Origin of the sequence: Pseudomonas sp. CMR5c (genome assembly GCF_003850545.1) — a bacterium.
Lineage (GTDB): Bacteria > Pseudomonadota > Gammaproteobacteria > Pseudomonadales > Pseudomonadaceae > Aquipseudomonas > Aquipseudomonas piscis.
Genome location: NZ_CP027705.1, coordinates 3,303,281 through 3,317,986, shown reverse-complemented (window position 1 = coordinate 3,317,986; position 14,706 = coordinate 3,303,281). Strand labels below are relative to the sequence as shown.

Genomic DNA, 14,706 nt, shown 5'->3' with positions numbered 1-14,706 from the left:
TCAAACCTGCTCCCACGGGAACGCGCCCGTCTCGACGTAACGCACGATGTTCGAAAGGTTCTGCGGATCGCTGAACACCTGCCGGTTGGCCGCCAGCGCGGCGTCGCGATCGAGTCGTGGCGAGCCAGAGAGGGACGCGCGAAATTGCTTGTAGCGCGCCACTCCCGGCCGGGACAGGCGCCGCAAGCGCAACAGGTGCTTGCGCAGCAGGTTGTCGCCATCGGCCTCGCAGGCATCCAGCAGCCCCCAGGACAGGGCCTGGTCGACGCCTATCGCGCTGGTCATCAAGGTCATGTAGTGGGCGCGCTGCGGGCCAATGCGGCGCTCCAGGAACGGCAATACGCAGGCCGGCATCAGCCCGAACAGCAACTCCGAAAGGCTGAAGGAGGCGCTCTGGTCGGCGATCACGATATCGCTGGCGGCGACGAACCCGACGCCGCCGGCATTGACCTTGCCGCGCACGTAGGACAGCACCACGAATGGCCCGGTCGCCAGGCGCAGCCAGAGGTCATAGAGGGTGGCCGGATCGAGCACGCTGGAACTGGCCTTAGGGTCGTTGGCCAACTTGCGCACCAGCGCGAAGTCCATGCCGAAGCAGAAAACCTGCGGCAGCCCTTCGAGCACCAGTACCGTCACGCGCTCATCCAGCCGTTCCAGCAGGTCGGCCAGCTCGGCGACCAGGCGATCGTCGATGGTGTTGTTGGCCTCGGGCCGATACAGCTGCACGAAGCAGATGTTGTCCTCGTGGCGCACACGCAGGGTGTGGTATCCGGTTTCGATCATTGCCGCCTCCACTGCGGGCTATCGCCATATCCATGGCGGGTGCGAGATGAAAATGCAGTCAAGCACAGGAATCCGCACCCGGATTTTGCCTCCCGCTCTCTGGGGCTGCCTGAACATGCATGGCGATAGCCTGCTCCAAGTGATCGGGCGCATTTAGCGGCGCGGATGCTTCTACGACACCCGGCACATTCGCCTCGAGCTGAGCGGCCACCAAGGTGACGATGCCGGCCAGGGTCGGATGCTTGTAGACCGCGGTCGCACCGATGGCCAGCCCGTAGCGCCTGTTGATCTCGCGACTCCACTCCACGGCGATGATCGAATCCATGCCCATCGAGGCGAAGGGCTTGTCCGCCTGGATTCGTTCCACGTCGATGCCCAGCGCCCGAGCGAGGCTCTCGGACAGCTCACGCTCCAGCGAGTAGCGGTCAATTCCGGGTACCTGCTGGTTCGGGACGGCAACCGATACCGACTCGGCAACGGCTTGTAGCGTTGCGGGTGGCAGCTGGACGGGGACGACTGCCGATTCTTCCGGTTCGGCAATCGTCCGCAGTGGCCGCAACTGCAGGGTGGGAACATGTTGCGCCGGCGGTGCGACCTCGGGTGCGATGCTGTCCAGGGCTTCCAGGTCTTGCTCCAGGGAGCGCAACTTGAGACGGCCGGATTTGGCATGGGTTGCCGCAGCTGGCTTGCTGGCGCTGACCTGCACCAGCGTGGCGGGCGCTGCCGAGGGTTCGGCCTGGACTGACGCCAGTTGCGCCTGAACAGCGGCCTGCCGGTCCTCTTGCTCCTTGCCGGACGGCCAATAGCGCTCTTTCTCGAAGGGATAGGTCGGCAATGCGACCCGGCCCGGCCGCTGTCCCTGGAATAGTCGCGCCCAGTCCAGCTCGATACCCTCTACATACAGTTGCGCAAGTGACAGCAGCGCACCGCGGAGCACCTCGGGATTGGCCTGCGCGCGGCAGTCCTGCAAGCACTGGTCGGCCACGGCCTGAGCCTTGGTGGAGGCTTCCTGGGTACCGTCGACGATCCCACTGTAGCCGTCGACCAGTTTGCCAACATCCAACCAATGCGCCAGTTGCGTGCGCAGTGCATACACGTCGCTGGTGACCCAGGCCAGGCGCTGTTCGAGGTGGCGTCGGCCCAACAACAGGGTGTGGCTCATGGCACTGGGCTCGACGGGCTCATATTGCAGGTGGGCGAGCAGGTTCTTTGCCTGCAGCCGTAGTTGCCCAATGGTCTTGGCCGACAACACGACCAGATGCAGCGGGCTGGCCGATGGCCGCACCGGCCGCTCGGGCGCTTCGGCGATCACCGCATGGGCGTTGGTACCGCTGAAACCGAATGAGCTGACGGCCGCCAGCCGCTCCCCGGCCACGGGCCGGTGCCACTGTTCGGTGCGGGTGGGGACATGGAACGGACCATGGGAAAAATCGATGTGCGGATTGGCACTGACGAAATGCGCTGACGCCGGGATCTGCCGATGCCGCAACGCCAGCAGGACCTTGAGTACTCCGGCGATGCCCGCCGCTGTGGCCGTGTGCCCCACCGTGCTCTTGATCGAGCCAAGGGCACAAGGTGCGCCACTATGGCCACCTTGGGCGAAGGCATCGGCCAGGGCCCTGGCCTCTATCGGGTCACCCAGCACCGTCGCGGTACCGTGGGCCTCCACCAGGCCGATGTGCTCGACCTCAATGCCGTGGCGCCGGTAGACCTCCAGCTCCAGCCGGGTCTGGGCAGTGGCATTGGGGGCCGTGATGCCGTTGCTCGCGCCATCCTGGTTGACTCCCGTGCCGCGGATCACGCCGTGGATCACATCGCCATCGGCCAGGGCCTGGGAGAGGCGCTTGAGCACGACTGCGCCAACGCCCTCCCCTGGGACGAAACCATCGGCCTTGGCATCGAAGGCATAGGCACAACCGCTGGGCGAGAGCATGCCGGCTTGCTGGGCCTGGAGATGGAACTGCTCGGTGCTCTGCACGAACACGCCGCCAGCCAAGGCCAGGTCGGCATCCCCGGTACGCAGCCCCTGGCAGGCCTGGTGCAGTGCCACCAGCGAGCTGGAGCAGGCGGTATCGATCGCCACGGCCGGGCCCTGCAGATCGAGGTGATAGGCGATGCGCGCCGGAATCACCGAACCGGCATTGCCCCAGAACGCCTGCGCCGGCGCGTCGCTCTCCAACAGCCGCTGGTAATCACCCGCCGCGCAGCCCACATAGACCCCACAGCGCAAGCCTTCGCCGCTAGCGCCCGCATACCCGGCGTCTTCCAAGGCGCGCCAGGCTTCTTCGAGGAACAGGCGCTGCTGCGGGTCCATGACCTTGGCCTCGCGCCCGGAAATATTGAAGAACAGCGGATCGAAGCAATCGATATCGCGCAGGAAACCGCCACGCCGGCAATAAGGCGCATAGGCGGGAAAATGTCGCGACAAGTCCCAGCGCGTCACGTCTTCCAGCAGGTCCTGGCCCTGGAGGAGGACCTGCCAGAGGTCGTCCAGGTTGTCGGCACTGGCGAACCGGCCGCTCATGCCGATCACCGCGATCGGCTCCGGCCGGCCCGGGTCGCTGGCAAGCTGCGGCGCAGGCTCCGGAACGACTTTCGCTTGCGGCACCCGGACCACCACCTTGCCGATGTTGCGCCGGTCAGCCAGCCAGCGGTAGGCGTCCTGCACCTCGCTGAAAGCGAAGACCCGGCTCAAGGTGGGCCGGATCACCCCAGCCTCCAGCAACCTGGTCATTTCATCGGCCAACTCTTGCAGCAGCACCGGGTTGTCCCGGGTCTGCTTGCGCAGGTCGATACTGATGAACGACTGGTTGTCGTTGAGCCGTGAGAGGTCGATGCTGCGGGCCGATTTCAATGCGGTCATCGCCAGTTCGACATAACGCCCGCCAGGAGCCAGGCAATTGAAGCCTTTCTGCAGTGCATCGTCGGCCAGGGTATTGATGACCACGTCCACGCCCTGGCCCTGGGTCAGTCGCGACACCGCTTGCGCGAAGTCCTCTTCGCGATAGTTGATCCGGTGGGCGACCCCCAGCCCGGCCAGGTAGTCAAGTTTTTCCTGGGAGCCGGCGGTGGCGTAGACCTGCGCCCCCGCATGCTGCGCCAGTTGTACGGCGATCAACCCGGTGCCGCCGGTGGCGGTCTGGATCAGTACCCGCTCGCCGGGCTTGACCTGGGCCCGGGCAAAGCTGGCGATCATGGTCAAGGCCACCACCGGCAGCGCGCAGGCTTCCTCGAACGACAGCCCCTGCGGCAAGGCGAACACCCGGTCCTGGGGGCAGGTCATGACGCTGGCGTGGGCACCCAAGGCTTCGCCAGCCAAGGCGAACACCGCATCGCCGAGCGCAACCCGCGACACCTCTCCCCCCACCTCCAGCACCACGCCGCTGGCCTCGAAACCCGGGGTGAAGGGATATGGCGGCTGGGTGGGATACAGGCCGCTGACGCACAACAGGTCGCCGAAGTTCAGGGCGAAGGCGCGTACTGCGATCCGCACTTCGTCCGGCCCCAACGGCAGCAAGGGCGCATCGATAGGTTGCAGCTCATCGATCCGCCCCGGGCCCTCGATTCGCAATTGCCGGCACACCTGCGGCACTTGCTCCACCCCCTCGGCTAATGGCGGTACCTCGACCCGGGCAGGCTCGGCTCTGGCTGGTGCGCGCCGGCGGCTGGGCTCGGTTACGGCCACTGGCGGCACCGGCAGCCTGGCGGCAGGCGCCTCGGCACGGTTGGTTTGTTGTTCCAGGGACGGGTACGTGCGCTGGATATGCTCGGCCAGCGCCCTGAGCGACGGAAAATCGAACAGCGCCGTGACCGGCAGACGCAGGCCGAGCTTCTGGTTGAGCGCGTTGATCAAGGTGATGCCGGTGATCGAGTCCACACCGTAGTTGGCAAAGGCCTGGTCCTCCTGCACCCGGGCGCGGTCGAGTTTCAGCACTTCCAGCAGCGCCTCGTGGATCGCCTGGCGCACCGGCATTCCGCGCTCTTGCGCCAAGTCCGTTGGCTGCGAGCTCGGCGCCGGACTTGCTGGGCGAGTTTCCCGGGCAGCACTGTCGCCGCTCTCCTGCCCCGCCTGCCGCGCCGCCTCGCCCTGGGACTCGATCACCCCATCGCTGATGCCGGTGACGATTTGCTGGCCCAGGCCATGGGCCACTGCCGCCGGCTGGTTCAGCGAGCCATAACCTTCGAGCTCCAGTACGTGCCGCCAGGTCGATGGCGCCAATGCCGGGGTCCCGGGAACCCGCAGCGCGACGTCGGTCGCCATTCGCCAACCATCGAGCAAGCCGAAGGTCAGGTGGGTGAACAGGCTGGCCTGGGTCAGTTCGTTGAGCAACAGCAGGCCATTGCCCCGCAGCAGGCTCTTGACGTGCCGCAGGGTGCGGCGGATGTCTTGCGTCGCATGCAGGACATTGGCCGCTACCACCACGTCGTAGTGCCCGGGTTCGAAGCCCTGGCTGCATGGATCGCGTTCTATGTCCAGGTTGCCGGTACGCAGGTACGACGCCTGCTCCCCGTACTGCTCACGCCCATGGGCCAGGAATGCCTCTGACACATCGGTGTAGCAGTACTCGTCGATCGCCTGCGCATAGGGCGCCAAGTGCTGGAACAGCCGCTCGCTGGTGCCGCCGGTTCCCGCGCCGATCTCGATGATCCGCAACCGTGTTTGGGGATCAGCGGCCAGGCGCTGCGCCACATAGGCCAGCAGCTGTTCCGCCAGCACGGCGTTGAAGTAGTCGGCCAGCGGGTGACCGCGATAGATACCCTGCACCCGCTCCACGCTGCCGCCCGGGAACAGCACTGCGGTGGCCGCGCACTCTGCGCGCAGTATCCCGGGCAACGCCGGCAGCACGTCATCGAGCAAGCGGATCTGGTTGTGCACCACGGCCTGGTCGGGGCCTTGCAGCAGGCGCTCGCGGTCGGCTTCCCATTGTCGCCAGGCGCCAGGCCAGTCCGTCGCCGCCTGCGCCTGGCCACTGGCGTCCAGCAGGCGCAGGGCATCCTCGCGCCAACCGACGTAGGCCGAAGCCAAGCCTGCAGGGCCATGCTCCCAGCCCTGATGGGCCAGCAGATTGCGTAGCAGTTGCGCCAGGGCTCGCTCCAGTTCGGCCAGCACCGGAGCCGCCCGCTGCGGCAGGTCGAGCGAGGCGTCGCCATTCAAGATCACCGGGGCCACCGGCGCGCTGATCTGCAACTGGCGATCGTCCGCCACTGCCCATTGGCTCGCGGCTTGCGCATGCCGGGCCTTGAAGAACGCCAGCTGTGGCAGTGGGTTGGCCAGCAGGCGCTCCAGCAGCGCCATGGCCTGTGGTGCTTCGATCGAGCCGATCCCGGCCGCCTCCATTCGCTGCCGATAGCTGGCCTTGGCCACTATGCCGACACTGCCCCAATAGCCCCAGTTGACGATCTTCACCGGGTATGGCCGCTCCCGCAGGCCCAGGGCAAAAGCATCGGCGTAGCAGCAACCGGCGGCGTAGTTGGCCTGGCCCGGGGCGCGGATGAAGCTTTGCATCGATGAGAAAAACAGCATGAAATCCAGGTCTTGCCGGCCGAACACCGCATCGAGGTTCTCGCTGGTGGCCGCCTTGGCCCGTAGCGCGGCATCGAATACCCCGGGGGCCATCTGCGCCACGCCGCGATCCTCCAGCACGATGGCGGCGTGCACCACGCCATGCACCGCGCCATAACGGCGGCAAACGGTCTGCTCGGCGGCTTCCAGCGCCGCCCGGTCGTTGGCATCCGCCCGCAGGTAGAGCGGCGTGGGGCCGAGGCTGCCCAGGCGCGCCCGTTGCGCCTCGATCGCCGCATCGGTCTCACGGCGGCCCAGCCATATCACCTGGGCCTGGTAGCGACGGATCAGGTATTCACTGAAGACCGTGCCCAGACCGCCGGCACCACCGAGAATCAGGTAGACCCCCCGTTCGCGCAGCACACTGTCGCCGACGTCCGGCAGTACGCAGGGCACCAGGCGCTGGCGATACCATTGGCCGTCGCGCAGGGCCAGGGTTTCCCCCGGCAGTTCTGGCACATCCGGGCCAGCCTGCGCCGAAGGCCATGGGGCCTGGCCGGCGAGGTCGAGCACGCGCACCTGCCAATGGCTATATTCCTTGGCCACCGAACCCATCAGCCCGTGGACACTGGCCTGTTCTGGATCGCCGGTTTCTGCGGCCAGAACAGGCAGCGCCTGGCGGGTGACCACCGTCAACGCCAAGGGCCGGCTACCGTAGTCCAGGGCCAAAAGCGCCTGGACCAGTTGCAGGCCGATCCGTGCGACTCCGGGCTGGCCCTGCGGCACATGCCAGAGCAGATGGTCGAACCCGGTCCTGGCGCCCAACCAGCTGGCACAGGCAGCCGCCCCATCAGGCGTGCCCCATTGGCGAGCAATTGCCCCTGGAACTTCCAACAGGTGCTGGTCCTGGGTATCGGCGATGGTCCTCACGGCCTCTAGCGTTTGCCAACGCGGGGCCAGGGTCAGCTCTCCCGCAAGCTCTGGTTGCGCGGGCGTGCGACAGCAAAAGCCGCTCAAGCGCACCGCAACCTGGCCATCGGCGTGCGCCAGGTCGACATCGAAGCTCTGCCCTGCGCCCTGTTCCCCGCTGGTGCGCCGCACCACCGCCCATGCTGGGTTCGGTAGCGGGCCCCACTGTTCGACCCGGGTCACGGCAAATGGCAGTTGCAGCACCGGTTTGGCCAGCCAGCCAGTGGCAGCCTGCAATGCACCATCCAGCAGGGATGGGGGCAAGGTATAGCCCGGCGCCGCGCTGGCCACAGCCAGGCTCGCCAACGCGGCCAGCGGGCCGCTGCGCAGTTCCTTGAGGGCGCGAAACCCCGCGCCGTACTCCAGGCCCTGTTCGGTGAAGCGCGCATAATAGCTCGCTGCGTCCACCTGCGACTCGCATGAGGCACCTACGGCGGCCAGGTCGACCTGCGGCGCTGGTTGCCCGCTCGTGGGGCGCACCCAGCCCTGGCTATAAAGCAGTTTTTGCGTGCCGGTGCCGCTATGGATCTCATAACGGACCCCGCGCCCCGGCTCTTCCACCAGGCCGATATGCACCAGCAGCGGCTGGCTGACCACCAGCGGGCGCAACCAGGCCACCTCCTCCAGCACCATCGTCTGCCCCACTGGCAGTTCGCTGGCCAGGGCCGCCGCTGCGCGGGCCCACTCCAGTTGCACCACCCCCGGCACCACCGGTTGCCCGGCCACCCGGTGTTCGCGAACGAACCATTCGTTACCCGAGAGTCGGGTGCTGTAGCGCTGTTCGTGCAGGGTCGAACTATTGCAGTGGAGCAATGGGTGCAGGACCGCCCGCTCATCTGGCGTTGAACCAGTCGCCGCCTGGGGCGTTACCCAATAGCGCTCCCGGGCGAAGGGATAGGTCGGCAGCGACAAGCGGGACGGACGATCGGCGCCATACAAGCACGACCAGTCGATCACCACCCCCCTGACCCAGAGTTCGGCCAGCTTCTGCAGGCGCCGTTTCTCCAACAGGCTGACCAGCAGCTGCTGGAACTCCTCCTCGCCGGCCAACACCGAAGCGGCGTCTTTGGCCGTCGTCACCTCGCCGCTCAGCAGGCATGCCGATGGCGTGCCGCTGATGAAGTCGCCCAGCGCCTGGCGTACCTGCTCCAGCGAGGTAGCGACGAAGGCCAACCGCTGCTCCAGGGCAGCGCGGCCGGTTTGCAGGCTGTAGGCCAGGGCCGCCAGGTCGAGTCGTGGTTGCCGGTCGATGAATTGCAACAGTGCCTTGGCGTATTCCTGCAAACGGTCAGCGCGTTGCGCGGACAGCACCAGCAGCGCCGGGGCACCCGCCTCGGCGGCCGCCGATGCGACAGCCGGCTGGTAGGCATCGATCACCACGTGGGCATTGGTGCCGCTGATGCCAAAGGCGCTGACTGCCGCGCGCAGCGGCTGGCCAGTGGCGACTTGCCAGCTCTGGTGGTGGCTATTGACGAAGAACGGCGAACGGGCGAAATCGAAATGCTCGTTCGGCGTGGCGAAGTGCAGGGTCGGCGCCAGTTCACGGTGGCGCATCTGCAGTAGTACCTTGTGCACCCCCGCGACCCCGGCGGCTGCCGTGGTATGGCCGATGTTGCTCTTGACCGAGCCCAGGCCGCAGAAATTGCGCTGCTCGGTCCGCTCACGGAACACCGTATCCAGGGCTGTCAGCTCGATCGGGTCGCCCAGCTTGGTTCCCGTACCGTGCAACTCGACATAGGAGATGCTCCGCGGATCGATACCGTGGCGGGCGTACACCTCACGCTCCAGGGCGATCTGGCTGCTGGCGCTGGGCGCAGTGATGCCGTTGGTCTTGCCATCCTGGTTGATGCCTGACGCGACGATCACCCCATGGATACGATCGCCATCGCGCTCGGCATCGGACAGGCGCTTGAGTACCAGGGCGCCGACGCCCTCGCCGGGTACGATGCCATCGGCGGCGTTGTCCAGGGTCCGGCATTTGCCCGTGGGCGAGAGCATGCCGGCCTTGCACATGCTCATGTATATCTCGGGCGATAGGTACAGGGTGGCGCCGCCCACCAGGGCCACATCCACTTCGCCGCCGCGCAGCGCCTGGCAGGCCAGGTGTGTGGCCACCAGGGACGACGAGCAAGCGGTGTCCACCAGCAGCGCCGGCCCCTTGAGATTGAGGAAATAGGCCAGGCGCGCGGCGGCTATCGCCTCGCTCCTGCCAGTGATTTCCGCCGCGCCGCGCTGCTGTTGGGCCAGCCAGCCGTACTCACTGGGGCCCATGATGCCCAGGTACACCCCGCAACGGGCATCGCTCAATTTCTGCGGCGGATACCCCGCGTCCTCGAAGGCCTTGTAGCCCTCCTCCAGGAACAGGCGCTGCTGAGGGTCGATCCATTCCGCCTCCGCCGGCGAGATGTTGAAGAACAACGGATCGAAACAGTCGATGTCATCCAGCCGTCCCAGCCACTTGCTGTAGGTCTTGCCCGGCTTGCCGGCCTCGGGATCGTAGTAGTCGTCGACGCTCCAGCGCGCTGGCGGGATCTCCTCGACGCAGTCGCGACCGGCCACCAGGTTGTCCCAGTAGGCATCCAGCGTCGGGGCTCCCGGATAGCGCCCGGACATACCGATGATGGCGATACCTTCGCTGGCCGTTGCGCTCCCGGCCGCACCAGGTGCAGGCGCGGCTGGTATTTGCGCCGTCTCTGGTTGTGCAGGCGGTTCTGGGCTGGCCGCAGCCCTGGCGACAGTCGGCTGCGGGGCAAGCGAAGCCGATGGCCCTTGAACCTGGATCGGCGCCTTGGGCTGCAAGGCCTGCTCGACCAGGGCGGCCATGCGCCTGACGCTGGAATGCTCATAAACCACCGGTGCGTTCAGCGCCAGGCCATAGCGCCGGTTGAGATCACGGACCCATTCGACACCGATCACCGAATCCAGGCCCAGGTCGACGAACAAATGATCCAGGCCGATCTCGCCAGGATCGAGGAACAGCGCGGCAGCGAGACTGGTGGTCAGCTCGCGCTCAAGTAGCGCGCGCCGCTCGGCCTGCACATGGGGGGCAACTTCCGGGGCACGGGGCGCCGCGACCGGTTGGGCGGCCATGGGCGAGTCTTGTGCGGCTACCGGCGCGGCCTGCTCCGCCGGCGCCGGGGGCTCGATGGCTGGTCCATCCTCCAGGGCGCGCAACTGCAACTTGCGCGGCTTGCCGGCATCGAGCCCGGACCGGGACGAGGCCCCCGCGAAGGCGGTGGTTGGCGACTGTGGGGATTGACGCTCCATAGTGATGCTCCCTGTTGTGCTTCCATGCAGTACCGAGCAGAGCTGGCGGGCGAACGGATAGGTCGGCAAGTCGATCCGGCGTGGCAACGGCGCTGTGTAGAGTTGCGTCCAGTCCACGACGGCTCCCTGGACCCAGCGTTGCGCCAGGACTTGCAGCCGATCCTGGGCCACATTGGCCGGGGCATCGGCAGGCGGCTGGTGATCCTGGGAGGCTTCGCCCAGCCACAGCTCGCCAGCCTCGATCCCGGACTGGCCCAGCCCTGCCAGTTTGCTGGCCAGATCCGGCAATGAACGGGCCAGCAGCGCCAGACGATGGGCCATGGCCTCACGCCCGACCTGCAGGGTGTAGGCGATATCGCGCAACTGCGCCGGGGCAAAGCGGTCATCCGTCACCACCGCGCGCAAGCGTTCGGCGCTGGCCAGCAGGCTGTTCCGGGTCCGCGCCGAAAGCAGGATCAGCACTGGCGCAGCAATATTCGCTACGGCAGGTGGCGGTGGTTCACAGGCTTCCAGCAGCACATGGGCGTTGGTGCCGCTGAAACCGAAGCTGCTGACGCCGGCAATCCGCCGGCCGTCGAACCACGGGCGGGGCCGATCGACCACCTGCACCGGCAGGTTGGCCCAGTCCACCTGCGGGTTGGGTGAGTGAAAATGCAACTGCCCGGGGATCTGCCCCTTGCCCATGGCAAGAATGACCTTGATCAGCCCCGCCACGCCGGCGGCGGCCTCCAGGTGCCCGAGCTGGGCCTTGACCGAGCCGAGCAGCAGCGGACGCTGCGCTTGCCGGCCAGCTCCCAATGCCTGGGCGGCGGCCTGCACCTCGATCGGGTCGCCCAAGCGAGTGCCGGTGCCGTGGGCTTCCAGGTACTGCACCTGGTGCGGGGCCAGGCCGGCCTGGGCCAGCGCGGCTTCGATGACCCCACGCTGGGCCGACTGGTTCGGCACGGTCAGCCCGGCACTGGCGCCATCGTGATTGATCGCACTGCCTCGGATGACCGCCCATATCGGGTCGCCGGCAGCCAGGGCGTCGGCATGACGCTTGAGCACCAGGAGCCCGCAGCCTTCGCCCCGGACATAGCCATCGGCGGCCTCATCGAAGGTGCTGCAACTGCCCCGCGGCGAGAGCATGCCGGCAGCGCGGAAGGCCTCGGACTCCGCCTGATCCAGCAGCAGGTTCACGCCACCGGCCAGGGCCACCTCGCACTTGCCGCCCAGCAGGCTTTCACAGGCCAGGTGGACCGCCACCAGTGATGAACTGCAAGCGGTGTCCACCGACAGCGCCGGCCCATGCCAGTCGAAGAAATACGCCAGACGCCCGGCCGCGACCGAAGCCGCATTGCCGGTGGTGAAGGCCGGCCTGGACTCGTGCCCCTGCCCCGTTTGCCGCAAGAGCAAGTCATAGCCATGCCCCATCAGGCCGACGAACACCCCGGTACTGGAACCACGCAAACTGCTTGGCGCGATCGCCGCCTGCTCCAGTGCCTCCCAGGCGGTTTCCAGCAACAGCCGCTGCCGGGGATCGAGCAGCTGCGCTTCCCTGGGGGAAATACGAAAGAAACGTGGGTCGAACTCCTGCGCGCCCTCGATGAAACCACCGCGCTCCAGCTCGTCGTCCGGGCCATCCCGCTGACCAACCGCATCGATGCCCTGTTGCAACAGGCTCCAGAAACGCTCCGGTGAAGAGGCGCCGCCAGGAAAGCGACAGCCCACACCGACGATGGCGATGCCCCCGGGGTCGGGAGTACAAGGCGCCGGCTCGGCTACCGGCGCAGGCGCGTGCCTGGTTCGCTCGTGGGCCGGGGCACTGTGGTTTTGCAGATAGGCGATGATCGCCGCCGGGGTCCCGTGCTGGAAAAAGAACGTGGCCGGCAGCGGGCTGGCCAGGCGCTCCGCCAGGCGATGGCGCAAATCGAGCATCTGCAACGAAGTCAGGCCCATCTCCATCAATGGCACGTGCTCGCCGTAGGCCTCGGCCCGGGCTTCGCCCAACACCCCCAGCAGCAATTGGCCTACCACCTGCGGCCACTGTCCGGACGGGACGGCCAGTGATGGCGCTGCCGTTGTCTTGAGTGGCGGGGGCATGTTCCGCACATCGGGGTATTCCACCAGGACCCCGGCGTCGCGGTTGACCGCATCGCCGGGCCGATAGCCCTCCAGTACCTCGCGCACCTGCGCGCCATGACTTTCGTGAAACCACAACATGGGTTCGAGCAAGCGCCCGGAAACCTCGTCCCTGCGGCGGATGTAGTCCTTGAGCGACAAGGCGTCAGCTCGGCGGGCGTCATAGTGATGACAGCGCGTCACCCCGACCACGTTGCGCACTGCGTCGAGGCTGGCCAGGTATACCAGCGTGAAATCGATCAGCTCATCGGCCAGCCCCTCGCCCTGGTGTTCCGGGTGCACGCAAATACCCAGCAGCTGTGCGACGGGGCCGGCCGGATCATGCAAGGCCTCGACCTGAAAGCAATCGCTGTGGCGTAGCTGCTCGACCGCCGCCAAGCGCTGGGAATAGATCGCCGCCACTAGCTGCCCCTGGTACTCGAGCACCAGTTGGCCTTGGGGGTAGAGCTCCAACCGGCGCTGCAACACCGCTTCGGTAGCCCCCAGCCCGCTGGGCCAGCAGGCCAGCTCCAGTTCTCGCAGCCGTGGCAAGTCCCTGGGTAATGGGTGGCGGATACGGTAATGCCGTGGCAACAGACGATTCAGGCTGGCCTGGGTGAACAACTCGCCACGGGGCAAGCCCTGGGCCACGGCCCGATCCGGAAACAATCCGGCTTGCGCCGCGGCCAGCAGGAACACCGGGGCCTCGAACAGTTGGTGCCCGGCAAAACCGTGGCTGGCGTCCAGATGCAGCGCCCCGCTGCGCCGGGCATGCTGTTGCGCGCTACCAGGGTGCAGGCAATGGGCGGCCAGCAGTATCAGGCCGTGGTGTGTGGTGATTTCCTGCCAGCGGGCCAGATGTTCGACCAGGCCCTGCAAGGCTGCCGCCGGTTCGATGCAGGCTCCATGCCGATCCACATGAACACTGCTTGGGCGCGCATGGCGCTGGTCGTCGATGCCCCGGGTCGAGACTGGCGGCTGCCAGGCCCGCCGATGTTCCTGGAAGGCATGGATATAGAGGATGTTCTCCAGGTCGCGGATACCGTTGGCGCCCAGGCTGGCAAGCAGCCCCTGGGGATCGCCGACGTCACCGGTCAATAACAGGTGCGGCAGGCCTTCCAGGGTTTGCTGCCCCCGGGCGTGCTGCTTGCTGCTGGCCGTGACGCCGATCAGCCGCAGCGGGTAGCGCTCGAGGTGCTGGCCACGCCGACTGTGATTGGCGATGGCCAGGTACAGGCGACGCAGCAACGCCCCATCGGAGCAGCCCACCTCGACGAGATAACCTGGTTGTTGCTCCAGCGGCTGTTGGTCGAATCGAGCGACGACGGCAGCCTCGAACGCAGCGAGATACTCGGTCGGCCAAGAACCTGCATCTTCCTCCTTGGGTTCCTGGATCGAGCTGACATCGCCGAACAGCAGTACCTGCAATTGGCCCGGCAGCGGTTGCCAGGCCAGGCTCGCGCGCAACTGCGCAGTGCCTTCCAGCAGTGCACGGCCGGCATCGTTCAGGCAAAAACCGTTGCCTTGCCAATATCCCCAGGTACGTTGCTCGAAGTATCGGCGCAGCGCCTCCAGCACCGCACTGGACAGCCCTGTGGCCGGCCCTCCGGTGCTAGCCCCCTGCTCTTGCAAGACCTGCGCGCCGCCGGCCTGTTCCAGCGCCATCACTAACGGTGCCAACAGCGCCCCATCCAGACAGGTCGCCATCGGCTCGGGAGCATTTTCCCAGCCACCAGCGGAACGCTCGAGCCAGGAGCGCAGTTCGTGGCCGGCAGGCTCGCCCAGCAACTGCGGCAGCGACAGGCGGATCAGCGCGTCGGCGCCGGCCGGGATGCGAATGCTCATCCCTGGCGTCAGCTCGTAGTGATCGTTGGCCAGCTGCACCAGGCATCCCAGCTCCAGCAACAGACGCAAGGCCACCCGCAACTGGCCCTCGTTGGCGGCGCAGGCCCGGGCCAGGCTGCGGGCGCTGATGCCGTCGGGCGCGCTTTCCAGGGCGCGCAGCACGCCATGTTGGTCAAGGACCTCGAGCACCGGCAGCGCTAGCCAACCATCGGCGAGGCGATTGAGTAGATCGGTCACGA

General features: G+C 66.9%; 2 protein-coding genes. Both read right to left on the bottom strand.

The genetic code is table 11. The features are described from left to right. On the bottom strand, positions 1–783 hold the full coding sequence (locus C4K40_RS15260) for an enoyl-CoA hydratase/isomerase (RefSeq protein WP_053129844.1): 783 nt from the start codon (positions 781–783) through the stop codon (positions 1–3). A gap of 58 nt (positions 784–841) precedes the next feature. Continuing rightward, entirely contained in the window at positions 842–14,704 is a 13,863-nt protein-coding gene (locus tag C4K40_RS15255; protein WP_053129842.1) for a GNAT family N-acetyltransferase, read from the bottom strand. Positions 14,705–14,706 lie beyond the last annotated feature (2 nt).